Source organism: Catelliglobosispora koreensis DSM 44566, assembly GCF_000379685.1.
In the GTDB taxonomy this organism is placed as follows: Bacteria; Actinomycetota; Actinomycetes; order Mycobacteriales; family Micromonosporaceae; genus Catelliglobosispora; species Catelliglobosispora koreensis.
This window is the reverse complement of record NZ_KB903283.1, coordinates 461,603-486,507: the sequence shown is the minus strand read 5'-3', so window position 1 is coordinate 486,507 and position 24,905 is coordinate 461,603. Positions and strand designations below refer to the sequence as shown.

Below are 24,905 nucleotides of genomic sequence, written 5' to 3'. Positions count from 1 at the left end.
ACGGCTCATCTCGTGAATCAGGGCAAGCTGACGGCCCAAAGCGGCAGAAGCGATACGCCCTTCCGCGACAATCCGCTCAGCCACATCCACAAACCAAAGCCTAGAACACAAGTACGACAACAACACTGCGGAAAATCGCAGCCTAAGATCAACGAACCGCATCCGGCCAAACTCATTGACCCTGCCCATAATCCTTGGCGCCACGAAAGAGTTTCCTGCCGACGACGAAGTGGACCGATCCTCTCCCCCGCCGTGACCCGTCAGCTCATCGCCCACATGGGCGCCAACGCCGAGATCGGTGCAGTGGCTAGAGGGAATGTAGTGCTTTGGCAGTCGGGGACGGCGCGACCTTGCTCGGATCGGGATACGTGCCGAGAACGCGGTCGGCGGTGCCAGTCGTGGTCACAGTGAACCAATAGTGTTCGTTGCGGTAGTGGTGCAGTCGGTGATTACGCCAAACCGCCTTATACAGCAACGTTTTCGGACGGTAGTCAGTGTGGATGAGGAAGTGCGTCCACTCATAAGTCAGCCCAAGGGCGGCTATGACTGACAGAAACGTCAGCCCCAAACCGAGGCGGGGGAAGGCAAACAAAGCGATCGCTGTGAACGCGGGCAGCAGTGTCACGAACGCCTGCCACGGGATGAACAGATTCTCTAAGTCGCGCGGATGGGCGTGATGCCAGCGGTGCGACCGGGCGACGACCGGGTCGATGGTGACACCGGCGATTTTTCGGGGCCGCCAGTGCAGAATCGCCACGTGAAGGATCCATTCAAAGAACGGAAACACCACCAGCATGATGGGTACTAAAAGGAGGTCCCAAAGCCCCCAATCGCCAACGGCGAACCGTGCGGTCAGCGCGATGAGCAAGAACGCCGCCAGGATCCAAGGTGAAGCGTGCCGGATGAAGTGGCGGCGAGCCTGGGCGAGGGTCATTGCCTATCCCTCCAATGCGGAGATAGCTTCCAGGAGAACATGTGTGGTGGGCGCGAGCAGATCGTGTGCGGCCGAACGAGCGGCCGTGGCATTGCCAGCCACAACCGCCGCGGCAAGCGGCCTGGCGCTGACCGTCTCGCCTTGCATCGTGGGCGCCAAGGCGGCCAGCAACGGTTCGTAGGCCGCGCGCATGCTGTTGTACATCAACCGGTAGACGATGGAACCGCACCCGTCGACGAGCAGGTCCCAGAACTCGAGGGCGTGCCACTGCTGGCGCACCGGGTCAGCCGCACCGTCCCATTGCGACAGCACTTCGGTGAGCGGCCTCTCAAGCGCGGCACCCGCGCGCGAAGCCGCCAGTGAGGCGACCTCGGGCCCAATGTGCAGTCGCGCTTCAAGCAGGCTCCGCGCGACACCCAGGTCCAATGAGCCCGCAGGCAGCAAAAGCTGTGCCAGCACAGGCAAACCGGCATGGCGCCGGTAGTCCCTGACCGTGGTCGACCCGCCTTGCCGGACCTCGACGAGTCCCGCGATAGCCAAGCGCTGCAAGGCTTCCCGCACGATCGGCCGGGAGACCCCGAGCACCTCAGCAAGCCTGCGTTCACTGAGCAGACTGTCCCCGGCGGCCACTTCACCGCGCACGATGTTGCCCGCGAGCTGGTCATAAACCTCGTCGCACACCGAGCGCCGGGACACCGTCCGCAGATCCATGCCGCTCATCGTCTATCCGAAGTGGACCGGTGGTCAAGTGGTCAGACCAGTTAGGTTGTGCCAAACTCTGCGGATGTTCTTGCGGCTTCAAGATGGCGACTTGATGATCACGAGCGGCCTGGCCACCGGGCGCTTCCGGACCGACAACGCGGGCGCCCAGGCCGAACTGGCGATGGCAGTGGACGAAAACGAGCGGATCGAGCACTTCCATCCGTTGGCAGATGGCAGTGCCTTGCCGAACATCGCGACATATAGGAACCTGACGATTGTTGACCGGCGGCAAGCCACGATTGGCCCACTCGCTGGTTTCCTGAGCGAAGGCTGGCATCCGGTGGCGAATAGCGGCACCCCGGAACTGGGTTTTCACGCCCTGTCGCAGCAGCTGCCGCGTCAGTCTGGGTAGCGGTCGACCACATCAAGGTTGATGAACCGGGGTGGAGCGGTCGAGAGTTTCTCCATTTCGGCGGCGAAAGCCTGGACCTGCGGGTCGTTGTTGCTAGCCTCGGCGTCTTCGAAGCTCGGGAACTCGACGATGGTGACGTATGAGTTGGCCTTGTCGCGATCCTTGCCGCGCACGAGCGTCGTGAACCTGGGCGTCGTGCCCGCCGCCGCGGACTCGCTGCGCATCTTGGCGGCAAGCTCCTGAACGGCGTCGGGCTGATCCGTCTGGTACTCGATAATTTGAATGAACGCCATGCGTAACACGCTATTACCGATGGCGGCGCTGGGTGCGTGAAAACCGGACGGTTAGCGAAACAGATGACCGGGTACCCATGACCGCATGGATGATCCAGTGCGTACGCGCGGCGATGGTCACGAAGAGATTCTGGCCCTAGACACGACCGGTGACGGCAACCCAGACCTCTGGGCTATCGACACGGACGGCGACGGTAAAGCTGACCTGTTCCAGTCCGACACCGACGGCGACGGGCAAATCGACGTGACCATGGTGGACCTGAACCAGGACGGCACCATGGACACGATCGTCGAAGGAGATGGCGGGCACCCCGCGCAGTGAGGGGTGCCCTACGGGGTTAGCTAAGCGACCAGCGCTGAAGTGCCGAGCCGCTGTTGGCTTGCTGGGTCACCAAAGCACCGTCCGATGTGGACGCTGTGGTGAGCAGCAGGCCACTGTGCTGCGCGGCGACCGTGTAGCCACCACCGGAAGCAGCGGTCACGATCCATCGCTGGTTGCTGGATCCGGTGCAAGTCCACTGCACGATGCGGGCACCCGGCGAGGTGGACCCGCCGCTGACGTCCATGCACAGCTGCGACAAGCCATTGACAATCTGGTACGAGCCATCGGCCTGCTGTGTGAACACCCAGTTCTGGTTGCTTCCGCCGTTGGGAGACCACGTGATCAGCTGGGTTCCCGGGGTCGTGGAGTGGTTCGGGTTGTCCAGCGCCTTACCCGACGCGGTCAGCGTGTGCGTGCCGTTGAGGTTGCCGGGAGTCCCGGCCACGGCGAAGGTGAGGGTTTGCTCGGCCGCCGACCTGTTGCCGCCCACGGGATTCCCGGTGCTGTTGGTCCAGTGCCGGGCCGGTGTCGTTTCGGCCAGCCGAGTCGAGTCAGCGGACAGTCCGAGCACGAGACCGCTGTGCCGGTTGACGATCCGGTAGGTCGACGATCCGGTGTTCTTGATGATCCACCACTGCTGCCCTACCGTCGGGCTGCCAGAAATCGTGGCGGCCGTTGGCTTTACGGCCCACGCGCGGCTCGCCGTCGTGGCGGAGTCAACGCCGAGGGCCTGTCCGGTCGAGGCGTTGGTGATGCGGTATGAGCCATCGCTGTTGGAGGCGAAAGACCAAGCGTGCAAAGCGGATCCGGAAGCGGTGGGCACCGACGTCGTGGCCGTGCTGCCCGAAACCTGTGCCAGCACACGCCCCGCACCACTGGAGATGTGATAGGTCTTGCTTAGATCGACCGGGGGCGCGGCAGGGGCTGTCGAGCCGATGGTGAGGTTGACATACTCACCCGAAGCACCGCCCGAGCACCCAAACGCGCAGTAGGAGCGGAACGACTTACCGACGATCGTTGAGCTGGTTTTGTTGGCGCTGTCAAGGAACCAGCGGTACCACGAAGCGTTGCGATAGCTGCCAGTGTTGCCCGCCAGATACCACTTCGACGTGGCGAGATCGTCGGTAACATAGATTTCCTGTGGCGCGTTGCCGGACTGGTCGACAGCCTGCGGTGTGCCAATGTAGAGGCCCAAGTAGGCGTTGTAGGCGATGTTCATCACGAACAGTGGTGAGGTCGGCGGGGTCTTCCCGGCCGCGACCTGTTGAGAGACCGTGCCGGTGTTCGCCGGGTTGTATTCCTTGTCCGGCGGGGTGTAGCCGGTGGAGCTGGAAGCGTTGACCGGCACGAGATTGCTCTCCTTGCCGCCCACGCCAGGCTGTGACCACGAGCCGTTGTACCACTTCTGCCACGAGCCGGTCGCCAGCTTCGAGGACATCGGTGCCCGGGCGACATGCGCGTAGAAAGCGCGCCACGAGCCACCTTTGTCCACGAGCCGTGAACCGTAGTACACGTAGAAATATCCTGAGGCCGCGTCGACGAAGAGTCGCTGGTCACCGTCGCCGTAGTGGTAGGTCTGCTGTGGGAAGGCGGCGGTGTCACCGCGCAAGGTGCTGTAGGGCGACGTGATCGCGTGACCGCGAATAGCCCACGTCCTGCCCTGGTCAGTTGAGACGGCATAGTCGATCGCGTCGTAGTGCAGTCCATCGCCAAACGGCTGCGGCGTGAACTCGTTGTGCACCAGCCCATACCAGGCACCGGTGTCCGGATCGACCCACAGCCCGATCAGCCCGCAGAAGTTCTTCTGGGAGTAACCGGAGCCAGCCGGGGCGAACGTGCTCTCGACACCGGTCGGGCTGTTATTGCAGCGCCAGGTGGTGTTGTTGTTTCGGTCGCTGGAGTTATTGGGATTCACCGCGTCGCTGATCGCCGAGGAACGTGTGGCGTCGTCGAAGTTGGTGCCGGTGAAGAAGTTCCAGTACCGGGGTTGCGTCGCACCATAGAGCGCGGCGGACTGCTGGAAGTAGAAGGTGCCGTCCTTGTCGATGTAGGGATGGGCCGGAGTGTCGGTCGGATGGGCATAGGTGGCTTTTGAGCCGACCGTGATGGTGTAGGTGGCCGTCGGCGGCACTGCCGCTGTGGGACTGACCGGGCCAAAGGTGGTCGCGATGATGGCACCGAACGTAATGGCCGCAAGCACTTTCCGTTTAGGTGGCACGGCGTCATTCCTTTCTGGAATCGGCAAGGCCCCCCGTTGAGATGTTGCTGAATGTGCAGTCGTGTGCAATGTTGTGTAAATGTTGGCCCCGAACTTTACAAATGTCAACATCTAACTTCATTTGCTGACCGGCCTCCGCATGTTATGGCGCGCCATAACATCCGCCCCATCACATCGCAGCCAGGGCTTGAAATGTTTAACGATGTAAATATGATGAGTCGACCCTTCATCCCCGAGCACCCGCTTGCAGCCCAGTAGCAGTGCGCTTTTCTGACATTGATGCGGCTCTATGCCCAAATGAAAGGACCCCTCATGCTCACAAGAGTGGGCGCAGCCTTGACACTTGGGCTCTCCCTGTTGACCGTTCCCGCCGCACCAGCGGTGGCAGGCCCCGAGGCCAGCTGCGCCTTTACGTCCCATGCGGATGCTCGCGACGAGCACGCGCCAAGCTGCGTTAGCGCCAGCGTGACCCTCGATCGGCTCCCGGCCGTGGGTGAGTCCGCGACCGTGCTCATCCGGATCCAGTCCAGCGTCGCCTTAGGAACCGCGCAGCTGACGGTCCGCATGTCCAACACGTTGCGGCTCAACACGAGCGGCACGCGGCTGTCGACGCCCACAGCGGTCGGCCTCGACCAGCTCAGCACCGAAACGTTCGCCGTGTCCACTCGCGGGCGCGTGGTCACGTTCCGCGTGACCGCATTGGCCACCGGCCCGGCCCAGATTCAGGCCGACATCACCGATCTAAAGCAGCCCGCACAGGAGCGGTCCGCTCACGGGACAACGGTTTTCACGGTCGGCGAAAAACCGGGAAGCTCGGTGGCCGGCATCGTCAGCACCGACAGCCAGGGTCTCGACGCATCAGGTGTTTCCCCTGTCCCCAGCGGCACAGCTGTTGCGCTGCAACCGAACGCGCCAGCTCCGCCGTCGCTGGCACCACCGGGCCAGATTTGCGCGAAGGGCCGCTTCACGGTCGCGGACAAGACAGGCACATGGCTGGCTGGGCGCAACATTCCCGTGGCAGTGCAGGGCAAGACCACCTCTTCGGGGAGCACTCAGACCTATGCCACCGGCCTGACTGCAGCGGCCGATGGCAGCTACAACCTATGTTTCAACGCACCGGTGTCGGTGATGTATTCACTGCACGTCAAGTTCACCTCTGACTCCAGCCTGTGGCGGGTCACCAACAACGCTGGCAGCACCGCTTACACCATCACCACCCCGGCCAAGAGCAACGTCGCCTCGGGCACCGACCCCGACTTCGGCACGACCTCACCAACCAGCACGCACATGCGCGGCTGGCACGCGTTCGACACCCTGAACCTCCTCTGGACCATCCGCGCCTCCGGCACTAACTGCTGGACCGCCCGGGAAACCAGCAACTGCACCAAAATGACGATCCACTGGCAGCCCGGTAGCACCGATGGCACCTACTTCAGCCCGGCCGGGCGTTATGTCGCGCTGGCTGACGCCGACCCGGACTCCGAACACCTTGTCCTGCACGAAGCTGGGCACCACTTCATGGACCTGCTCTACAACCGCTGGTGGCCAAGCTCCGACTGCCCCAGCCCGCACTACCTGCACCTGCGCTCGGGACCCAACTGCGCCTGGACGGAAGGTTTCGCCAACGCCATCACCGGCTATGCCAAAGGCGACGGCATGTTCTACTGGCCCAACGGCCAGTTCATGGACCTCATGATTACGACTCCCTTCAACCCGTCGCAACCGGCCAGCCGCACCAACCCGCACGATGGCGACCAGGTCGAGGCACGCGTCGCCGGATCAGTCATCGACCTGTGGCGCAACATCGACGGTGGCCCCGCCGGTACTTTCGACCTGATGCGCCGCTACACCTCCAGCAACTTCCGCGAGCACTTCAATGACGACCGTCCGCTCACGGGGCTGTCCACGTCGACCGCGGCACGCGATCTCGTGTGGACGCACACCATCGACTACCGCATCGCGCCACCCGGCAGCGGGGTCGTCAACGGCGGCTTCGAAAGCGGCACCGCCAACTGGACCATCACCGGCGGGGTCGTCGGGAACTGGACCACCTACCGAGCTCACCAGGGATCCTGGTATGCCTGGATGGGCGGCAACGGTGTCACCAACACAGACACCCTGGCGCAGCAAATCGCTGTGCCTTCAGGGGTTTCCACCGCGACACTTGGCTACTACCTGCGGATCACCACGCAGGAAACCGGCAGCACCGTCTATGACACCTTCAGGGTGCAAGTCGTGGACGGCGGCACCACCACGACGCTGGCGACGTTCAGCAATGTCAACCCCAGCAGTGGTTACGTCTACCGCACGGTCAGCCTCAACAACTACCGCGGCAAGACCGTCACGCTGAAATTCGTCAGCAGCGAAGACCAGTCGCTGCAAACCAACTTCCTGCTCGACACAATCGCGCTCACCACAAGCTAAGCGGCACTAGCCGACCCGGCCCCGGCGATCCTGACCGGGGCCGGCGTCCACGTCAGAAGGGGCGACTGCGGCAGGCAAGTAAGGGATTCCCCCTAGCGCAAGAAGGGGGTGGAAATCATCGCCTGGGACGAGCCAAAGTGGACGGTGGCCAGGAAACGTAGACGCCATGCGAGTTCCACTCAGGACAGTAATGGCCGGCCTCGCGGTCGCCCTGGTATTCGTGCCAGGCGCCGCGCAGGCCAGCACCACCTCTGAGCTACAGCGAGGCCTGGACAAAATCCACGCCGCGGGTATGCCGGGAGTCTTTGCCGTAGGCCAGAACGGCACGGCACGTGAGCCCGCGGCCAGTGGTGCCGGTGACGTCAACACGGGACGGCCGGTGCAGCCGCACTACCGCCATCGCGTCGGCAGCATCACCAAAACCTTTGTCGCTACGGTGATGCTGCAACTGTCGGCCGAAGGCCGAGTCGATCTGGACGCACCGATCGGGCGTTACCTGCCGGAGTTCGCCGTCGACGGCGTGACCGTCAGAATGCTGCTCAATCACACCAGTGGCATCGGCAACTTCACCGACACGATCGAATCCCCCGAGGATGTCCTGCGCCTGCAATACACCACCGTGCGGCCCGAGGAGCTGGCACGTCTGGGCCTGTCCCTGCCGCGCACCGGTGAGCCGGGAGCATCCTGGTCGTACTCCAACACCGGTTACATCCTGGCCGGGCTCATCATCGAGAAGGTCACCGGAAGGCCAGCGGCGTTCGAAATCTACTGGCGGGTCATCTTCCGGGCCGGCCTATGGCACACGCGCCTGCCGGGAACGGACCCGCGAATCTACGGCCCGCATTCGGCGGCCTACATTCCGTGGCCGCCAGCCGGGGAACTGCGGGATCTCAGTGTGTTCAACATGTCCTGGGCCTGGATGGCGGGCGAAATGGTGTCCACGCCGGACGATCTCAACCGCTTCTACCGGGCGCTTCTTGGCGGCAAGCTATTGCGGCCAGCGCAGCTCGCCGAGATGAAGACAACCGTGGACATGGTGCCCGGCGCCCCTGAGGCTGGCGCCTATGGCCTGGGCCTGATGACCGTGCCCCTGCCCTGCGGCGTTTCGGTTTGGGGACACACGGGCGGCGTATTCGGGCACACGACCTACTCCATGCACGGTGAGCAAGGCGGCAAGCAACTAAGCCTCGCGCTCAACATGAGTCATTACCAAACTGGCCCGGTGGACCCTATCGCTGACGCCACGATCGACACTATCTTCGGGTACTTCTGCGGTCAGGAACCCGGTCTCAGGAGCACCGCATCCGCGCTCTCGGTGCCCAACCTCGACCACAACGGACTGGCTCTGGCGAGCTAATACTCCGCGGTAACCGTTCCCGTCAGCCCCGGCTGGCGGGAACGTGTGCGGGTATTCCCTTGCGCGCACCCTTGGTTTTGCCGTTCCGGGAACCATGGGGCTTTTCATCTTCGTGAACGAGTATTTACATACGGCGATACCCACACCGTTGCAATGTCCGGGGAGGACAGAGTTCGATGCGATATCGCTTGAACAGCAAGGGAATCGCTGGCCTCGCGCTAGCGGCGAGCCTAGTCGCCAGCGTTTCGCTGGTGACGGCACAGGCGCAGGCGAGCAGGCGGGCCGATCCCGTACCCGCCGCCGCACTGGCCGCGCAAGCCGCCCGCGACCATGTAGCCGCGCGACCCGCGGCACTGATGGCCAGTTCCGATGACGAATTCGTTACACACAACGTTATTTCGTCCGGAGGCGCGCAATACATTCCGCACGAGCGCAAGTACAAGGGACTGCCCGTCGTGGGCGGCGACTTCGTGATCGTGACGGACAGTTCCGGCCGGGTCACCTTCACCTCGGTCGCGCAACAACGGGCGATCGGCAACATCGCCATCAAGCCGACGCAGTCGGCACAGTCCGCCAAGGGCACGGCCCGTGGCCAGCTCACCCAGGTCAGCACCGTTAGCGAGCCGTCGCTCGCGGTCTATGCCCTCGGCGAAGCCGCGCCCGCGCTCGTGTGGTCCACCAAGGTCACCGGCGTCGACGACCACGGTCACGACTCGATCCTGTCTGTTTACACCGACGCTCACAGCGGACAGGTGCTCGGCACCCGCGAAGGAACCGCTCGCGGCACCGGAACCGGCTACTACAACGGGCCGAACCCGCTGCAGATCGACACGACTCAGTCGGGCAGCCAGTTCCTGTTGCAGGACCCCAACCACCCGACGCTGACCTGCCGTGATTACTCGGCCAGCAGCACGATGTCCGGACCGGACGACGCGTGGGGCAACGGCGACGGCACCACCAAGGAAACCGCCTGCACCGACGCCATGTTCGCCGCGCAGACCCAGTGGAAGATGCTGACGCAGTGGCTGGGCCGCAATGGTCCTGACGGCAGCGGTGGCACCTGGCCGATGCGTGTCGGCTGGAACGCAGTCAACGCCCAGTACACCGGCAACGATACCCAGTACGGCTACGACGGCAACTCGCCGCAGCGGTGGATCACGCCGATGGACGTGGTGGCGCACGAGATCGGCCACGGCATCGACGACCACACCCCCGGTGGTATCTCGGGCTCCGGCACCCAGGAGTTCATCGCTGACTCGTTCGGCACCGCCACCGAATGGTTCGCCAACCAGGCCGCCGCGTACGACCCGCCGGACCACTCGGTCGGCGAGGAGGTCAACCTCAGCGGCGGCGGCCCGATTCGCTTCGGCCACAAGCCTTCGCTGAAGTCCGGCCACCCGGACTGCTACTCCACTCCGCTCCCGTCGTCGGTGCACGCGGCCGCCGGGCCTGGTAACCACTGGTTCTACCTGCTGTCGCAGGGCACGAACCCGACCAACGGACAGCCCGCGAGCGCGGCCTGTAACGGCGCCACGCTGACCGGAATCGGTGTCCAGGACACCATGAAGATTCTCTACAACGCGATGCTGATGAAGACGTCGTCGAGCTCGTACCTGAAGTACCGCACGTGGACGCTTCAGTCGGCCAAGAACCTCGACGCTACCTGCGGTCTGTTCAACAAGACCAAAGCCGCCTGGGACGCGGTCAGCGTGCCGGCCCAGACCGCTGACCCCACTTGCAGCGCAAGCGGAACGGTCACCGTCACCAACCCCGGCAACCAGACCGGAACCGTTGGCGTCGCCGCCACGCTCAACATGAGCGCCTCCGGCGGAACCCCGCCTTACACGTGGTCAGCCACCGGACTTCCGGCCGGGCTTTCCATCAACGCCAGCTCGGGCCAGATTTCTGGTACGCCGACGACGGCCGGCACGAGCAACGTCACCGTCACCGCGAGCGGTGGTGGGACGGGCTCCACGTCCTTCACCTGGACCGTCAACCCGGTCACCCCTGGCGGCTGCAGCGCCACCAACGCCAATGACGTCACGATTTCTGACAACGCGACTGTCGAGTCGTCGATCGTCATCAGCGGCTGCACCGGCAACGCCGGATCGGGCTCCACCGTGGAAGTCCACATCGTCCACACCTATATCGGTGACCTGCTCGTCCAGCTGGTCGCTCCCGATGGCACGCTCTACACCCTGCACAATCGTGCCGGTGGCAGCGCGGACAACATCAACCAGACCTACACGGTGAACCTGTCCAGTGAGGCCGCCAACGGCACCTGGAAGCTGCGGGTCAACGACAACGCCGGTGGCGATGTCGGCAGAATCGACAGCTGGACGCTCAACCTCGGTGGCAGCACGCCTCCCCCTTGCGGCGGCACGAACGCCAACGATGTGACGATCACCGACAACGCGACGGTCAACAGCCCGATCACCATCAGCGGCTGCACCGGCAACGCGTCGGCGACGTCCACCGTCGAGGTCCACATCGTCCACACCTACATCGGTGACCTGCTCGTCCAGCTGGTCGCTCCCGATGGCACGCTCTACACCCTGCACAACCGTGCCGGTGGCAGCGCGGACAACATCAACCAGACCTACACCGTCAACGTTTCCAGCGAAGTCCGCAATGGAACGTGGAACCTGCGGGTCAATGACAACGCGAACAACGATGTCGGCAGAATCGACAGCTGGACGCTAACGCTTTAAGGGGAGGAAAAACGGCCCGGCTGTCCTGTTTGGACAGCCGGGCCGTCGCTTTTCAGTGGCTCGTGGTCATCAGGCGGATCGCCACAGCCGCCAGAACCAGTCCGGTGATCTGCTCGATGCGCGCCTTCACCCTTGGCCGTAGCAGCCAGCGGCCAAGCCGGTCGACCGCTGCGACATATAGCCCGAACCACGCCACGTAGAGCACTCCGAAAATCGCGGAAAGCACGAGCGCCTCGGCTTGCGGCGAGCCGCTGTCCGTGGATAGGAACTGTGGCAAGAAGGTCACGAAGAACAGCGCCACCTTGGGATTGAGGGCGTTGGACAGAAAGCCCTGCCGCAGATAGGCCGACCGCGCAACGGGTTCGGCGACCGCCTCCTCGGCAACGGGAGTGCGGCGGGGACGCGGCGCCGACCACAGCATCTGTGCCGCCAGCCAGAGCAGATACACCGCTCCGGCGATCTTCAGCACTGTGAACGCTGTCGCCGAGGCGAGAAGAAGCGCCGAGAGCCCGAGCGCGGCGGCGCCAGCGTGCACGGCCAGCCCGAGGACACCGCCCACCATCGTTAGCAGTCCGCCATAGCGGCCGCCCACCAGTGCGTTGCGGGTTATCAGGGCCTGGTCCGGGCCGGGCAACATGATTAAAACCAGTGCGGCGATCGCGAACGTCATCATGGTTCCACCATGCGGCTGGGAGATCGATAGGTCTAATGTCAATTCTCGCGGTGATTCATGCGTAGGATCTATGAATGGTGACCCTCGTGCAGCTCCGTGTGATCGACGCTGTCCGGCGGCACGGGTCGGTCACGGCCGCTGCCAAAGAACTGCGCTACACACAGCCGTCGATCAGCCATCACCTGTCCCGCATGGAAGCCGAGCTTGGCGCCCAGTTGCTGCAGCGGGTCGGCCGCGGGATCCGGCTCACGCCAGCGGGACGCCTGCTCGCGGACCGCGCAGCCGAGATCATCGGCCGGGTCGACGCGGCGACCGCGGAACTGTCCACCCTGGCCGGGCTGAACGCGGGAAGGGTCAGGCTGGCTGGATTCAGCTCCGTCATGAGCTCACTGATCCCTGAGGCGGCCACACTTCTCGCCCAGAAACATCCCGGCCTCGAACTGGGCCTGACCGACACCCACCCCGAAGAAGCCTTGCAGCTATTGCGAACCGGCCACGCCGACATCGCCGTTGTCTTCCGCTATGACGACACCGCGCCCGAGGACGACGGCATCCGCCTGACCCACCTGCTCGACGATCCGCTCTATCTCCTCACCACCGGTGGCGGAACACGCCTCACCGACCACGCCAGCACACCGTGGATCGCCGGTTGCGAACGCTGCCGCCGCCACACCGTGGAGATGTGCCAAGACGCTGGCTTCTCCCCACGGCTGGCCTACACCACCGACGACATGGTGGTGATGCAAAGCCTTGTCGCCGCGGGCATGGGTGTCACCACCATCCCCGGCCTGGCCCTGCGAGCCCACCGTCATCCCGCCATCACCGCCACCCGGCTGAGCGTCCCGCCGCGCCAAATTTACGCCGCGACCTATGGCGCACCACCGGATCCACCGGCCACGGCGGCACTGCTGTCAGCCCTTACTCAGGCCGCCGTGCGATGAAGCAGACACGGTGCAGCTTCTCGCCGGTCGCGATTTGGTCGCCGGCCAGCGGGGTGAGCAGATCGGTGGGTGCGGCGAGGTAGACGTCTTGCCAGCCAACATCTTTGAGGGTGTCAGAAACCATGCCAAGTGACACGACCCAGTTGGTGATGGTGGTTTCGAACCGGTCGTAGCGGCCGTCCGGTGCGCGGACGACTCCCGAGATCCGGTAGAAGCCGTAACCCGCTTCCTCGTTCAGCGCGCCCCGGTAGAGCAGGATCGAGTCATCGGTCTCCCGGACCTGGATCGCGTTGATGCCAAGCAAAGCCTTGGGGGCAGCCACATCGAAGGCGAACACCCCGCCCGGCCGCACCGCCCGGAACACACACTCCACATAGGACCTGATGCGCTCCGGGGTGCCGAGGTGATTGGGAATGTCGTACGTGGAGACCGCCAAAGGAAACGGTTCGGCGACGGAGAAGTCCGTCGCGTCGCCGTGCACAAGGACGGCCTTGTCACCGAGGCGGGTCCGGGCACGCTTGAGCATCGCCTCCGACACATCCAGACCGGTCACCTCATAACCAGCCTGCTGGAACAGAGCGGCCACAATGCCTGTGCCGCAACCGATGTCGAGCACCCGCCGCTCGGCCTGCGGATCCAGAGCCTGGTGCAGCCGCAGCAGCTGTTCGCCGGCACGCGTCGGATAGGGGCTCCAGTGCTCGTCGTAGGCCTGGGCGAAGCCTTCGCCGTACTGTTCCATCACTCATCTCCACTTTGGTCGGTTAGCTGGCGCACTTGGCGTGAGGCGAGAGGGGCAAGCCCGGCGACGAGCAGCACGGCACCGACCGCGAGCGTGGCCGGGCCAGCGCCTACACCGGTGGCGGCGTGCCCAGCGAGGTAGATGCCGATGGGCTTGAGCGACAACGCGACCACGTAGTTGCACGAAGTCACCCGCGCTAAAGCGGTGCCCGGCACTCGTTGCTGCAGCGTGGTTTCCCACAGCACGCTAAAGACGTTGAAGGCGGCTCCGGCACAGAACGCGGCGGCGGCCGTCAGCACCAGCGGGGCGCCAAATCCCAAGGCGGCCAAGGGCGCAGCGAGCAGCGGGGTGACCAGTGCCGCGGTCCGCAGCGGTCGCGTGGGCCGAACCCGCAGGGCGGCAAGCACTGACAGCAGCATCCCGGCGGTAAACGCGGCCAGGATGAGGGACCAGCCTGCCGCCCCGCCAAGATGATCGCCCGCGAGCACCGGTCCTAGTACCGTGAAGGTCGCTGCCGTGCCAGCGTTGAGGAATGCCGCCGAGGCGACGACAGCCCACAGCCATTGCCGGCCGGCGAACTCGCGGAACCCTTCGCGCAGATCAGCCCAGACGCGCTTGCGGGCACGTGGGGCTGGTGCGCCGGTGCGTAGCGCCGCGAGCAGTGCGGCGGCGATGAAATACGTGGCCGCGTCAACGGCGAGCGCCACCCCTGGGCCAAGCAACACGACCGCGGCACCGCCAAGCGCGATGCCGCCGATGTTCGCGGTATTGCCACCAAGGCGCAGCAAGGCGTTGGCTGACCGCAACTGTTCGCGGCCAACGACTTCAGGCACCACACCGGTCAGCGCGGGTAACAACAGTGCCGAGGCACAACCGGCCACGAACGCCGCCGCGACGAGTAAAACCAGTGGCGCCCGGCCGGCTAGCAGCATCACCGCGAGGGCGGCGAACGCGAGCCCTGACAGCGTCTCTGCCGCGACCAGCACGCGATGACGCGGGAGCCGGTCCCCGATCACGCCGCCGAGCAGCATCAGCCCCAATTGCGGCACAGCATGCCCAGCGAGCACGGCTGACAGCGTCGCCGCGGTGGCACCGGGCAAAGCCAGGACACCAAACGCGATCGCGATCGGACCAAAGGCATTGCCGAACATAGATATCGTCCGGCCGGTGAACAGGAGCGCGAACCTTTGCTGCCGTAACAGGTGTGGTGACGCGGTTGTCATGTGCGATCCGGCGCCGCGAACGGCTGCCAGGCCGCCACCTGCTCGCCATCAGCGACAACAGTGATGTCGACGTTGTGTTTGAGGAGGTTCGCCGCCAGCGGGCACACGTGTGCCGGGACGAGCCGGTCGGCATAGGGCGCTGCCGCGGGTTGCCAGAGCACTTCTGGATCCCAGGGCTGCGAGCATCCGTCAAGCAGCTCGGTCGCGTCAGCGGCGACACTGATCGCCACGTCAGACGGTGCGCAGACACCTGCTTCGGCGAGGCCGCCGTCGAACGTGGCGTACACCCCGGCACAGATCTCGGTGACACCGTCGACGCTGCTGGCACCGGCTGCGGTTGGCACGCCGCCGATGCTCACCGCGGGACAGTCGAGACCCAGGTCACGGATTGATGCGGCGATCGCGACCACGCTTTGCGCGTAGCGGCGGCCGACGTCGTACCGGTCGCGGATTTCCTTATCGGTCGCGGTTGGACAGTAGCCGGTGATGCCGTCGAACCGGATGCCAGGCGTATCCACGGCAAGCCTCGCGAGGTCCAAAACGGACTCGGCTGGGGCGTGCCGCAAGTCGATGCGCACACCGACCTCGATGCCGCGCTCGGCTCCTGCCGCTCCTAGCACGGTGATGGACTCGGGGCGGTCGATATAGACCGCGAACCGGGGAACCTGCAGGGCAGCCTCGGCGAAGATAGGAAACCGCCACGCTTCAGGCCAGGGCCAGGCTAGGACCACATCGTTGACGCCGGCGTTGGCCAGCCGCACGGCACCACTGGCCGTGTGCACCGCCACACCGGCCGCGCCCGCGGCGACTTGCCGCTGCGCCAGCTCAACAGTGCGGTGTGCCTTCAGATGGGCACGGACGCGGCAGCCCGCCGCGGTGACGGCTTGATGAAACCGCTGAATGTTCGCGTCGACGCGCGGCAGGTCAACGATGACAGAGGGGAAGGTAACCATGGGCTTTCCGCGAAGACGCCGGGCGGCCATGCGTGGCGCCCGGCGCGGTTCACAGTAATCCGATTAGGACTCGACTGGCGGTTCGAGGCAGCGCATAGCGTATCTCCCTTCGTTGGAAAAACACGGGTGAACCGACGCTAAAGGACGGCGATGCACCCGTCAATGGTGATCCGTGATCAAATCACTCACCAGGGACGACAGCCAGCCAAATCTGGTGCTCGAAGTCGCCGTCGCCGCTCGTGCTGAACAGCTGCAACACTAGGCGCTTGCCGTTGACTGTCCACACACGACTGATGCTGGTGTCGCCGTGACGCAGGAAAAGCGTGTCGTGCTCAGGCGCGCCGTAGTGACCGGACAGCAACGCTTCCAGCTTCTGGAAATGCGTGCCGTATCCGTCTGATCGTTGCTCGCTGAGGAAGTGGTAGCAGCCCCACTGATCCTCGCCCACATAGTCTTCAGCCAGCACGGTCATCACGCCGGTCAGATACTCGTCGCCATCCTCGTCGTCGTCTGGCTCGCCAAAGACCAGCGAGGAGGGGTAAAAACGTTGCGGCGGCATTGTTTGAAGAGCTTCCGCTTCGGCCACGACATCGTCGTTCCCCAGCGGAACGTGGGTGAGCCACGCACGCAAGGGATTCGGGTGCTCTAGGCGGTAGACCAAGCCGGCGTTGACGTCAAGGTAGTGCCAGCTGCCGTCGTCGGCCAAGAACGGTGCGATGCCTTGTCCCACACCGAATCCTGTCACCCAGCCATCGTCATCGGTGGCTGGTTCGGCATATGGTACGGAAAGGAAGCGCCCGTCAGAGCGCAGCACACCCCACTGCCCTTCTTTACGGGCGAGCGTGGCACCGCAGCGGTCGAAGTGGTCGGCCCAGTCATAGCGCCCACTGAGCGGCTGCCGTCCCACGAACGACAGGGACGCCAGGTCACCCCGCGCGAGGCCGCAGGACATGCGACGGGACAGATGCCGCTCCCCCTTCACCACAACCGTGCCAGTGGAATCGAGGTAGCCGTGTCCTTTCCACCAAGAGTCCGGTTCGGAATAGAAGGCCAGACCGTCGTCATTGAACGGTTCGATGTTGTCATAGCGCGGCTCCACGATCCATGTTCCCGTGGTGTCGATCAGGCCCCACAGCTTTCCTACGCGCACGGGAGCCGCGCCGTGTGGTGAGAAGGCTCTTGTCTCGTCGAACCGGCGCTCGATCACCAGCGCACCGGTGCGGTCGATGTAGCCGCCGTTGGCCGCGGCCAGCCCGGCCGGGGAGAAACTGCCTGAAGCTCTTGTGGTGAGCACTAACTCGCCAGCGGTGTTGACATACCCTCCGTTCACGGCGGCAAGACCCTCGCTGAACGCGGCCGCACGGCTCCACACCGGCTCGATGACCACCTCGCCGCGCAGGTTGACGTAGCCCCAGCGCCCATCACGCTGAATCCGGGCCAGTCCCTCGGCGGAATGTGTTCTGGCGTCCGTGAAATGGGGCTCGCTGAGCCATTGCCCGGATTCGCCGAGATATCCCCAGCCACCGTCCACGGTGCTCGCCGCCGCCACCCAGCCCCCGGCACCGTTGGCAGCGAAGGGACGCACATGTGCCAGGACGGCGTCGGTCACGAGCTGGCCAGCACGGTCGAGCAGGGCGAAACGCATAGGGCTGGAAGGACTCATCCGCATGACATAGGGGTGCCCAGACATGGGCCAAGCCTAGTCCCGGGCTCAAGGGACGGGCTCACGCCCGCCCCTGACCACGTCAATCGCTTACCAGGCAACGACACCGTTGTCGTCGAAGAACGCACCAGTTGGCCCGTCAGCGGAAAGCAACGCCATCTTCACCGCGATGGCGGCGCCCTGCGCCGCGGTGCGCTCGGGCTGGTGGCCGGTCATATCCGTGGCGCAATAGCCTGGCGTCACCGCGTTCACCTTGACGGCAGTGCCGTTGAGCTCCTTGGCGTATTGCAGCGTCACCATGTTCAGCGCGGTCTTCGACGCCGGGTAGGCCAGCGTTTTGATGTCCCACATCGGGGTTCCGGGCTCACCGGCCAGTGCCAGGGAACCAACCTCACTGGAGACGTTGACGATCCGGCCGGCCGGCGCCTTGCGTACCAGTGGCAGGAACGCGTTCGTCACAGCGACCACACCGAACAGGTTGGTGTCAAATACCTCCCGCATGCTGTCCAATGTGGTCTCACTGGGCGCCGCCCAGGTCCCGCCGATGCCAGCGTTGTTGACGAGGATGTCCAGAGCACCGTGCTCGGCCTCGATTTGCTTGACCGCCGCCTCAATAGACGCCTGATCGGTGACATCGAGCTGCACAAACGACGTGCCGAGCGAGCTGGCCGCGGCCTCGCCCAGCTCGGCCGAACGTGCGCCGATGATGGCTTTGACGCCGTCAGCGAGCAGCAGCCGTGCGATCTCAAACCCAATACCCTTGTTGGCCCCGGTCACGAGGGCAATCTGTGTCATGCGAGCAACCGTGCCCGCGCCGCGAACGCCCGTGCAGAGACTGTTTAACCTGGGACTGCCGATCCCTGTCAAAGCACGCCCGCGCGAGACATGCTAGTCAGCATGGATCGCCCCGGACTTGCCGAGTTCCTTCGCACGCGCCGCGACCGGATGACCCCGCTCGACGTTGGCCTGCCCGGCACCGGACGCCGCCGCACCCCTGGATTGCGCCGCGAAGAGGTAGCTCAACTCGCGCGCATGTCATCGGACTACTACACCCGGCTGGAACAGGCACGGGGCCCGCACCCCTCACGGCAGATCCTCAACGCGTTAGCTCGTGCCCTGATGCTGAGCACCGATGAGCGGGCGCACCTGTTCCACCTGGCTGGGCAGACGCCCGCTCCGGCCCGCGGCCCCCGCCAAGACGTGCCCGAAGGCATCCTGCACCTGCTGGCCGGCCTGGACAACACCACGCCGGCCTACGTCCTGGACGCCAAATACAACATCCTCGCGTGGAACGAAATGATGTCGGTGCTCTTGGGCGGCATCTCTAATACCAACCTGATCCGCAGCATCTTCGCCGACAACCTGTGTGGTCACGCCAACGACGAGTTCGCGCGGGGAGCTGTCGCCGACCTGCGCGCCGCCTCGGCCCGCTACCCCGATGACAAGGGCATCCGTGACCTCGTCTCCGAGATGCTCGCCCTGAGCAAGGAATTCGCCGGGATCTGGGCCGAGCACGATGTCGAGGTGCGCCGCGACTCCCGCAAGACCCTAGTGCACCCCGTCGTCGGGCCGATCGAGCTGCTGTGGCAGGTGCTGCACATCCCCGACCGAGATCAGCGCGTCGTGCTTTACACGGCCGCCCCGGGGTCACAGGCGCAATCGGCCCTCTGCGAGCTGCGCCGGCTGACCCCAAACAGTTACAAAAATTCTCCGCGCTGACCGTAATAGCCGGGGCTCTGGGCGTACTTACCTTCGCACGCCTCTGCCCCAAGCTGTCCGGCATTCGCTAGGAGACGCCATGCGCACCCTGTCCGTGCTGCTCCTCGCAGCTTTCGCCACCCTCTTTGCGGTGCCCGCGAACGCTGCCCCGGTCACGCGGCGCCTAGCGGTCGTCGTGATCCAAAATGGAGACACGCCTAACGAGCAGAACCAGCTCGCCGACACCGCGTTTCTTCGCAACTCCTTCCTCGGCAGCTCGAACTCACTGGTCACCTGGATGTCCGCGATAACGGGTGGGCAGTTGACCTTTGTCCCCGCAGGTGACGGGCTCTACACGACCGAGCCAAGCGCCGAGCTGCGCGACGCCGACAAGAACGGCTGCCACACCAACTTGGCGACACAAACAGCCGAGAACCACCTCAAGAGCCTGGGTGTCACGTGGGATTCGCTGGCCATCGTCTTCGACATCGCCGCCTGCGGCTGGGGCGGCCTCGGCCAGGTGCCAGGAAAACTCACCTGGTACCCACCGCGCCCGTCCCTGTCCGCGATCGTCCACGAGCTAGGACATAACCAGGGTTACCCGCATCAGTCCAAACACGACTGTGCGTCCGGAAACATGTCTTCCTGCAACGCCAACGGTCACAGTGGCAACACGCCGATGGGCGGCGGCGGCTCTGGACGCGGCTATTCCTCAGTCGAGCTAATGCACTCGGGATGGATCAGCGCCGGGTCAAAGGTATCGGCCAGTAGTCCCGGCACGTTCAACCTCACACCGCTCTACGCGGGCTCTGGGACGCGGGTCGTGGAATACAAGGCGAGCAGCTCACTGAGCTACGTGATCGAGACCCGCGCACCCAACGGTGCCGTCGATAGTGCCATCAACAATCCGGGTGTACGCATTTACGCGGTGACCAACGGAAGCTACCGCAATGCCCCGATGATCAACCCTGGCGCGGGCTACTTCCCCGCTGGAGCGACGCTCACTGACACTGCCAACAAGCTGAAGATAACGGTCCGCTCGTCGTCGGCTTCCGGTGCGACGGTGCAGGTCGCGTCGCTCACCGCGCCTGTCAGCAAGAGTCCTTCGGCGTCTCCGTCCGCCTCCGCGTCACCGTCGCCTAGTGTGTCGCCTTCGGCGGAGGTGAGCTCTGATCCAGTACCAGATAAGGAATCTGATCTTCTTGATGTGACGGCCAGTCCAACGATCCATCGTGGCCCACCCCTGTGGCTTGTGCTCTCGGCGACAGGCGTGATGATGGCGATGATCATCGCCGGCTTCAGTACCTACGCTTACCGAACTCGCCGCAGGCCCCGCCACCGGTGGTGAGACGCACCCAGGCGGCGATTTGGTCGGCGACCTGTTGTGGGGTACCGGTTGTGGTGTCGATGACGACCTCTATGGTGCGGCGCAGGTGAGCGGCGAAGGCGAGATGTTCGTCGATAGCGTGTTCACGCCATGGTGGCCTGGCTTGTAACCGTGCCGTTCGCGACTCGTCGGTGCAGTCCAAGACAGCGAAGTGGATGGGCCCCATCCACCGCCGTGCGGGCAGTTGCTCCAGCTGCTCTGGCATGAACGTTCCTAACAGGACAGTGCTGCGGCGCGCTTGCGCGACACCGTGCGCGACAGACAGCCAGGCATCCCGGAACGCTTGCCAGTCAACGGGATGCGTCCGGCTGAGCGGATCGATGAGCCAGTCGGCGTCGAACACCGCGCACTCCGGCAGCGCGAGTGCGAGCGGTGCGAAGACCGCGCTCTTGCCCGAACCCGAAGCACCGGTCACGACGAATAGCGGTTCCCGCCGCGCGATTTCCGTCCAGCCGCACTGTGGGCAACGCGCCACATCGCTGGCCGGTTCGAGGGTCACCGCGGGGTTACAGCGCTGGCAATAGTGCACGGTTCATTGTCACGCACCGGCGATCACGGCTGGGTGAGCCGCGCCCGGATGTCGCTGGCGGCGGGGTGACGCAGGTCTTCGAGGATGACTAAGGCGTTGCGCCACGCCCTAACAGCCGCGTCGGAGTCTCCAGATGCCTGGTGCGCCTGGGCTTTTCCGTCGAGCGCGGTCGCCTCGTTGTACCGGTCGCCGACTTCGCGGAACTGTTCGACCGCCTGCCCGTAATAGGCAACGGCCTGCGCGTGGTCGCCAAGGCCCGCGTGGACGTAACCCAGGCTGTCCAACGTGTGCGCTTCGGCCTTGCGGTCACCAAGCGCGCGAAGGCGTTGCAGCGCTTGGTCGCAGTAGTCCTGCGCCACGGCGAAGTCACCATGCAAGGCGTGCATCCACCCCACGGCATTGAGCGCCCGTGCGTAAGCCGAGCCTTCACCGGTCTCGGGAAACAGCTCTAGCGCCCGCTTCGCGTGATACAAAGCCTCTGCTCGCTGACCCTGCTGTTCCAGCAGATGAGCGATGCTGAAGTGCGTGCGGGCTTGGCCCACGTCGTGGCCGAGTGTTCGCCAAAGCTCCAGTGATTCGCGGTAGTGGTGGTGCGCTTCGTCGTGCCGGCGCAACCGCATCAACGCCATCGCCAGACCTCGCTGCGCGTCGGCCAGCGCGCGGCGGTCGCCCAGCCGGCCGGTCACTGTCACGGCGATGCGTTGCGTTTGGACCCAGTCCTCCCAGCTTCCCCGCCGGTCGAAGAAGTTCTCCAGCGTCCACGCGAGCTGCCAGGCGTGCTGGTCGTATCCGTGACCGGCGGCCCATTCCGTGGCAGCCACCAGTGCGCTGCTTTCGGTGGTAAACCACGCCATCGCCTGATCGTGCCCGTCCACGGGACGGACCGTCACCCCGTCGCCGGGAGGGCCGAGGGTGATCGGGAGGCGATGGGGTTGCACGATCCGGTCGGCGGCGTATGCGGTGTGCAGGTAATGGTCGAGCAAACGTCCCGCGGCGGCATCCCGGTCTGGCAAGGCGTCGTCTGCTTCGACGAGTTCAGCGGCGAATTCGCGCAACAGGTCGTGTATGGCGTACCGGCCAGGCAAGTGCTCGGTCACCAAATGAGCCCGGGTCAGCTCGACCAAGGCGGGCCGCAACTGATGCGGCGCGACGCCCAGCAGACTGGCCGCCGCCGGTGCGGCGAAGTCGGGTCCCGGCAACAACCCGAGCAAACGGAACAGCCGGGCGGCCACGGCCGAAAGTGCTTGGTAGGACCAGGAAAACACGGCTCGCAGGTCGGTCACCGAGTCACCACCGGCCAGCGCATCCAGCCCCGTGCGAGCGCTGCTCAGATCGGCGGCAAGCGCACTGAGCGGAAAGTCCGGGTAGGACGCCGCTCTCGCGGTGATGATCGCCAGCGCGAGCGGCAAGCCAGCGCACCGGCCGATGATTTCCTCGACCGCGTCAGCTTCGGCGTGCACCCGATCGTGGCCCAGCCTCGTGGCGATGAGTTCGTGGGCTTCAGCGGGCGGCATGAGATCAAGCGCCACGGGATGCGCGCCTTCGGCGGCGACCAGGCCAGAGAGCTGATTGCGGCTGGTCACGATGGTGAGACAGCCAGGCGAACCGGGCAGCAACGGCTGCACCTGTGCGGCATCGCGCGCGTTGTCGAGCAGGATCAGCATGCGGCGCCCGGCGAGAAGACTGCGGTACAAACCGATTTGGGCATCGAAGCCCTCGGGAATGTGGTGCGCGGGCGGCGCCACGGCATCGAGCAGGTTGCGGATGGCCACCGCGGTCGCCATCGGGGGTCCACTGTGGTCGAACCCTTGCAGGTTCAGGTAAATCTGCCCGTCCGGATAACGGTGCGCGACGCGGTGAGCCCAGTGCACGGCGAGAGTGGTCTTGCCAACGCCTGCCGTGCCGGCGATCGCGGTGATGACCACCGCACCCGGCTGGCCAACGGCGATGAGCTTGTCCAAAATAGCCAGTTGCCGCGTCCGGCCCGAGAAATTCGCCGCGGCCGCCGGCAGCTGCTGCGGGACGAACCGTGCTGGCTCGGCCGCTGACGGCGTCTGGCGGAGCAAGCTGACGTGGATCTCGCGCAGTTGCGGGCCGGGGTCGGTGCCGAATTCCTCGGCAAGGCGGGCCCGCAGCTGGCCATAGGCCTGCATCGCTTCGGCGCCGCGACCACTGTGGTGCAACGCGACCATGAGCCGCCCCACGAGCGGCTCGCGAAGCGGGTGCTCCTCGACCAGATCGCGCAGCAACGCCGTAACCAACTCCGGCCGCCCCAGCGCCAGCTCCGCATCGGCGATCAGCTCGTACGCCGAAAGCCGTTGCTCATGCAGGGCATGCCGGGCGGTCGCGGCGAACGCGGCGGTGATCCCGGCCAGCGGCTCCCCCCGCCACAGCGCCAAAGCGGTCTGCGCTGCTTCGATGCAAGTCTCGTGCGCACCGGCGGCCAAGGCGCGCCGGGCGTCAGCGATCGACTGAGCGAAAACCCCGGCGTCCAGATCGTCCTCACCGAGGGCCAGCCGGTAACCAGCTGGCTGCGTGCCGATCACGCCGGGCAGGCCCGCTGCCCGTAAAGCACGGCGCAGACCGGAAACCGCCACGTGCACCTGGGCCCGCGCACTGGCCGGCTCGGCACCGCCCCACAGCGCGTCAGCCACCTGATCAAGAGTGCGGATTCGGTTGCGGTGCAACAGCAAATAGCCGAGGACCGCCCGGTGACGGGGTTGTCCAATCGAGACCGGCCCCACGTCTGAAGTGACTTCGACCGGGCCCAGGATGCCGAATCGCAAACTCCGCCTCCCCCGGCCGGGCTGCCAGGACGTGAGCGTAAACGGGCACGGCGCAGGTGGCAAGGGTTTGGCAAGGCGACGGCAAGCGGCCCGATAAGTGGCTGTGCAAAGAATGTGCGGACCTTCCCACGATTGGAGCCATTGAAATGTCCAGACGCCCTATACGTCTTGCCGCGGTGGTAATACTCGCCGCCGCGGCGGTGTTGCTCCCAGCCGCGCCCGCGCTCGCGGCGCCGGTCTACAAACTCCCGTTCCCTTGTGGACAGGTGTGGGGCGGGCAGACCTACGCCACCCACTCCCCGCTTAACGCCATCGACTTCAACCGTGCCGACGACGACGGTGACTACGTCGTGGCAAGCGCACCCGGCACGGTTGACATGGTCTCTGAGGCCGCGGCCAATTACGGCAAGTACGTGCGGATCAACCACACCGGCGGCAACACCACGCTCTACGCCCACCTCAGCGCACAGTGGGTGCGCGTCGGCCAGGTGGTCGGCTACGGCACGATCATCGGCCTGGTCGGCTCGACGGGCGGAACGTCCACGGGACCGCATCTGCACTACGAGCAGAAGCTCAACGGCACGGCCGTAAAGATCAAGTTCGATGGCGTTCAGGTCGGCTATTACAGCAACGTCACCTACACCAGCACCAACGCCTGCCAGGGCGCAGGCACCGGTGCGGGCTGGATCGACATGACGCCCAACGGGACCACCATCACCGTCCGAACGGGACCGGGTAACGGCTACGCCTCGGCAGGCACGCTCGCCGATGGCACCTACGTGACCATCTACTGCCAGAAGACGGGCAGTTCAGCTCCCGGCACCTATGGACCCAGCACGGTCTGGAACCGCATCGGCACCGGCCGGTGGGTCCCCGACGCCAATACCAACACCGGCTACACCGGGTTCATCCCCGGCGTCACCCGGTGCCCGTGAGAGGC

The 24,905-nt window shown here is 65.1% G+C and carries 21 protein-coding genes; 9 read left to right on the top strand and 12 right to left on the bottom strand.

Annotation, left to right across the window (positions count from 1 at the left end):
- Window positions 1-307: 307 nt before the first annotated feature.
- Together A3E1_RS0127905 and A3E1_RS0127900 are read right to left on the bottom strand one after the other, a co-directional pair.
- Window positions 308-934, bottom strand: coding sequence for a sterol desaturase family protein (locus tag A3E1_RS0127905; protein WP_020524095.1), 627 nt, complete (start codon window positions 932-934; stop codon window positions 308-310).
- 3 nt (window positions 935-937) lie between these two features.
- Window positions 938-1,645: a FadR/GntR family transcriptional regulator gene (locus A3E1_RS0127900; RefSeq protein ID WP_026208906.1), complete on the bottom strand. Its 708-nt coding sequence runs from the start codon at window positions 1,643-1,645 to the stop codon at window positions 938-940.
- Window positions 1,646-1,718: 73 nt separating this feature from the next.
- Between A3E1_RS0127900 and A3E1_RS0127895 the strand changes: the two genes are divergently transcribed.
- Window positions 1,719-2,048, top strand: coding sequence for a hypothetical protein (locus A3E1_RS0127895; RefSeq protein ID WP_020524093.1), 330 nt, complete (start codon window positions 1,719-1,721; stop codon window positions 2,046-2,048).
- On the opposite strand, the gene A3E1_RS0127890 is transcribed toward A3E1_RS0127895, so the two are convergent.
- Window positions 2,036-2,341: a hypothetical protein gene (locus A3E1_RS0127890; RefSeq protein WP_020524092.1), complete on the bottom strand. Its 306-nt coding sequence runs from the start codon at window positions 2,339-2,341 to the stop codon at window positions 2,036-2,038. The two genes, A3E1_RS0127895 and A3E1_RS0127890, sit on opposite strands and share 13 nt — an antisense overlap.
- 85 nt (window positions 2,342-2,426) lie before the next feature.
- Between A3E1_RS0127890 and A3E1_RS0127885 the strand changes: the two genes are divergently transcribed.
- Complete coding sequence (locus A3E1_RS0127885; RefSeq protein WP_020524091.1) at window positions 2,427-2,663, top strand: hypothetical protein; 237 nt, start codon at window positions 2,427-2,429, stop codon at window positions 2,661-2,663.
- A 16-nt stretch (window positions 2,664-2,679) separates the two neighbouring features.
- On the opposite strand, the gene A3E1_RS0127880 is transcribed toward A3E1_RS0127885, so the two are convergent.
- Complete coding sequence (locus tag A3E1_RS0127880; RefSeq protein ID WP_211216001.1) at window positions 2,680-4,881, bottom strand: RICIN domain-containing protein; 2,202 nt, start codon at window positions 4,879-4,881, stop codon at window positions 2,680-2,682.
- A gap of 312 nt (window positions 4,882-5,193) precedes the next feature.
- Here A3E1_RS0127880 and A3E1_RS0127875 point away from each other — a divergent pair, with 312 nt between their 5' ends.
- The 3 genes from A3E1_RS0127875 (at window position 5,194) to A3E1_RS48590 (ending at window position 11,373) form a co-directional block, all read left to right on the top strand.
- The gene (locus tag A3E1_RS0127875) at window positions 5,194-7,305 is read left to right on the top strand and encodes a hypothetical protein (RefSeq protein WP_157631763.1); all 2,112 of its coding nucleotides are present in this window, start codon (window positions 5,194-5,196) and stop codon (window positions 7,303-7,305) included.
- 166 nt (window positions 7,306-7,471) lie between these two features.
- Window positions 7,472-8,662, top strand: coding sequence for a serine hydrolase domain-containing protein (locus A3E1_RS42430; RefSeq protein ID WP_157631762.1), 1,191 nt, complete (start codon window positions 7,472-7,474; stop codon window positions 8,660-8,662).
- 176 nt (window positions 8,663-8,838) lie between these two features.
- The gene (locus A3E1_RS48590; RefSeq protein ID WP_020524087.1) at window positions 8,839-11,373 is read left to right on the top strand and encodes a proprotein convertase P-domain-containing protein; all 2,535 of its coding nucleotides are present in this window, start codon (window positions 8,839-8,841) and stop codon (window positions 11,371-11,373) included.
- Between the two features lie 52 nt (window positions 11,374-11,425).
- On the opposite strand, the gene A3E1_RS0127860 is transcribed toward A3E1_RS48590, so the two are convergent.
- Window positions 11,426-12,046 (bottom strand): LysE family translocator, encoded by a 621-nt coding sequence (locus A3E1_RS0127860; RefSeq protein ID WP_026208905.1) that lies wholly within the window; start codon window positions 12,044-12,046, stop codon window positions 11,426-11,428.
- A 74-nt stretch (window positions 12,047-12,120) separates the two neighbouring features.
- On the opposite strand from A3E1_RS0127860, the gene A3E1_RS0127855 reads away from it, so the two are divergent.
- Window positions 12,121-12,987, top strand: coding sequence for a LysR family transcriptional regulator (locus tag A3E1_RS0127855; RefSeq protein WP_020524085.1), 867 nt, complete (start codon window positions 12,121-12,123; stop codon window positions 12,985-12,987).
- On the opposite strand, the gene A3E1_RS0127850 is transcribed toward A3E1_RS0127855, so the two are convergent.
- The 5 genes from A3E1_RS0127850 to A3E1_RS0127830 form a co-directional block, all read right to left on the bottom strand.
- The gene (locus A3E1_RS0127850) at window positions 12,965-13,726 is read right to left on the bottom strand and encodes a class I SAM-dependent DNA methyltransferase (protein ID WP_020524084.1); all 762 of its coding nucleotides are present in this window, start codon (window positions 13,724-13,726) and stop codon (window positions 12,965-12,967) included. The two genes, A3E1_RS0127855 and A3E1_RS0127850, sit on opposite strands and share 23 nt — an antisense overlap.
- Window positions 13,726-14,949 (bottom strand): MFS transporter, encoded by a 1,224-nt coding sequence (locus A3E1_RS42420; RefSeq protein WP_020524083.1) that lies wholly within the window; start codon window positions 14,947-14,949, stop codon window positions 13,726-13,728. The genes A3E1_RS0127850 and A3E1_RS42420 overlap by 1 nt, the downstream gene beginning before the upstream one ends.
- A complete protein-coding gene (locus A3E1_RS0127840; RefSeq protein WP_020524082.1) occupies window positions 14,946-15,902 on the bottom strand; it encodes an alanine racemase in 957 nt (318 codons plus the stop codon). Before A3E1_RS0127840 ends, A3E1_RS42420 begins: the two co-directional genes overlap by 4 nt.
- Before the next feature lie 181 nt (window positions 15,903-16,083).
- Entirely contained in the window at window positions 16,084-17,592 is a 1,509-nt protein-coding gene (locus tag A3E1_RS45170) for a WG repeat-containing protein (protein ID WP_083929672.1), read from the bottom strand.
- 63 nt (window positions 17,593-17,655) lie between these two features.
- Entirely contained in the window at window positions 17,656-18,360 is a 705-nt protein-coding gene (locus tag A3E1_RS0127830; protein ID WP_020524080.1) for an SDR family oxidoreductase, read from the bottom strand.
- A gap of 102 nt (window positions 18,361-18,462) precedes the next feature.
- Here A3E1_RS0127830 and A3E1_RS0127825 point away from each other — a divergent pair, with 102 nt between their 5' ends.
- Complete coding sequence (locus A3E1_RS0127825) at window positions 18,463-19,284, top strand: helix-turn-helix transcriptional regulator (protein ID WP_020524079.1); 822 nt, start codon at window positions 18,463-18,465, stop codon at window positions 19,282-19,284.
- A 79-nt stretch (window positions 19,285-19,363) separates the two neighbouring features.
- Window positions 19,364-20,611 (top strand): metallopeptidase domain-containing protein, encoded by a 1,248-nt coding sequence (locus A3E1_RS0127820; protein ID WP_020524078.1) that lies wholly within the window; start codon window positions 19,364-19,366, stop codon window positions 20,609-20,611.
- Here the strand turns inward: A3E1_RS0127820 and A3E1_RS42410 are convergent.
- Together A3E1_RS42410 and A3E1_RS0127810 are read right to left on the bottom strand one after the other, a co-directional pair.
- The gene (locus A3E1_RS42410) at window positions 20,562-21,149 is read right to left on the bottom strand and encodes a hypothetical protein (protein WP_020524077.1); all 588 of its coding nucleotides are present in this window, start codon (window positions 21,147-21,149) and stop codon (window positions 20,562-20,564) included. The two genes, A3E1_RS0127820 and A3E1_RS42410, sit on opposite strands and share 50 nt — an antisense overlap.
- Before the next feature lie 53 nt (window positions 21,150-21,202).
- Window positions 21,203-23,965, bottom strand: a complete 2,763-nt coding sequence (locus A3E1_RS0127810) for an AfsR/SARP family transcriptional regulator (RefSeq protein ID WP_020524076.1) — start codon at window positions 23,963-23,965, stop codon at window positions 21,203-21,205.
- A 146-nt stretch (window positions 23,966-24,111) separates the two neighbouring features.
- On the opposite strand from A3E1_RS0127810, the gene A3E1_RS0127805 reads away from it, so the two are divergent.
- Complete coding sequence (locus A3E1_RS0127805) at window positions 24,112-24,900, top strand: M23 family metallopeptidase (protein WP_026208903.1); 789 nt, start codon at window positions 24,112-24,114, stop codon at window positions 24,898-24,900.
- Window positions 24,901-24,905: the final 5 nt, after the last annotated feature.

Coding starts and splice junctions, on each gene's coding strand:
- A3E1_RS0127905 (WP_020524095.1), bottom strand. CDS start 934: ATGACCCTCGCCCAGGCTCGCCGCCACTTCATCCGGCACGCTTCACCT.
- A3E1_RS0127900 (WP_026208906.1), bottom strand. CDS start 1,645: ATGGATCTGCGGACGGTGTCCCGGCGCTCGGTGTGCGACGAGGTTTAT.
- A3E1_RS0127895 (WP_020524093.1), top strand. CDS start 1,719: ATGTTCTTGCGGCTTCAAGATGGCGACTTGATGATCACGAGCGGCCTG.
- A3E1_RS0127890 (WP_020524092.1), bottom strand. CDS start 2,341: ATGGCGTTCATTCAAATTATCGAGTACCAGACGGATCAGCCCGACGCC.
- A3E1_RS0127885 (WP_020524091.1), top strand. CDS start 2,427: ATGGATGATCCAGTGCGTACGCGCGGCGATGGTCACGAAGAGATTCTG.
- A3E1_RS0127875 (WP_157631763.1), top strand. CDS start 5,194: ATGCTCACAAGAGTGGGCGCAGCCTTGACACTTGGGCTCTCCCTGTTG.
- A3E1_RS42430 (WP_157631762.1), top strand. CDS start 7,472: ATGCGAGTTCCACTCAGGACAGTAATGGCCGGCCTCGCGGTCGCCCTG.
- A3E1_RS48590 (WP_020524087.1), top strand. CDS start 8,839: ATGCGATATCGCTTGAACAGCAAGGGAATCGCTGGCCTCGCGCTAGCG.
- A3E1_RS0127860 (WP_026208905.1), bottom strand. CDS start 12,046: ATGATGACGTTCGCGATCGCCGCACTGGTTTTAATCATGTTGCCCGGC.
- A3E1_RS0127855 (WP_020524085.1), top strand. CDS start 12,121: ATGGTGACCCTCGTGCAGCTCCGTGTGATCGACGCTGTCCGGCGGCAC.
- A3E1_RS0127850 (WP_020524084.1), bottom strand. CDS start 13,726: ATGGAACAGTACGGCGAAGGCTTCGCCCAGGCCTACGACGAGCACTGG.
- A3E1_RS42420 (WP_020524083.1), bottom strand. CDS start 14,949: ATGACAACCGCGTCACCACACCTGTTACGGCAGCAAAGGTTCGCGCTC.
- A3E1_RS0127840 (WP_020524082.1), bottom strand. CDS start 15,902: ATGGTTACCTTCCCCTCTGTCATCGTTGACCTGCCGCGCGTCGACGCG.
- A3E1_RS45170 (WP_083929672.1), bottom strand. CDS start 17,592: ATGTCTGGGCACCCCTATGTCATGCGGATGAGTCCTTCCAGCCCTATG.
- A3E1_RS0127830 (WP_020524080.1), bottom strand. CDS start 18,360: ATGACACAGATTGCCCTCGTGACCGGGGCCAACAAGGGTATTGGGTTT.
- A3E1_RS0127825 (WP_020524079.1), top strand. CDS start 18,463: ATGGATCGCCCCGGACTTGCCGAGTTCCTTCGCACGCGCCGCGACCGG.
- A3E1_RS0127820 (WP_020524078.1), top strand. CDS start 19,364: ATGCGCACCCTGTCCGTGCTGCTCCTCGCAGCTTTCGCCACCCTCTTT.
- A3E1_RS0127805 (WP_026208903.1), top strand. CDS start 24,112: ATGTCCAGACGCCCTATACGTCTTGCCGCGGTGGTAATACTCGCCGCC.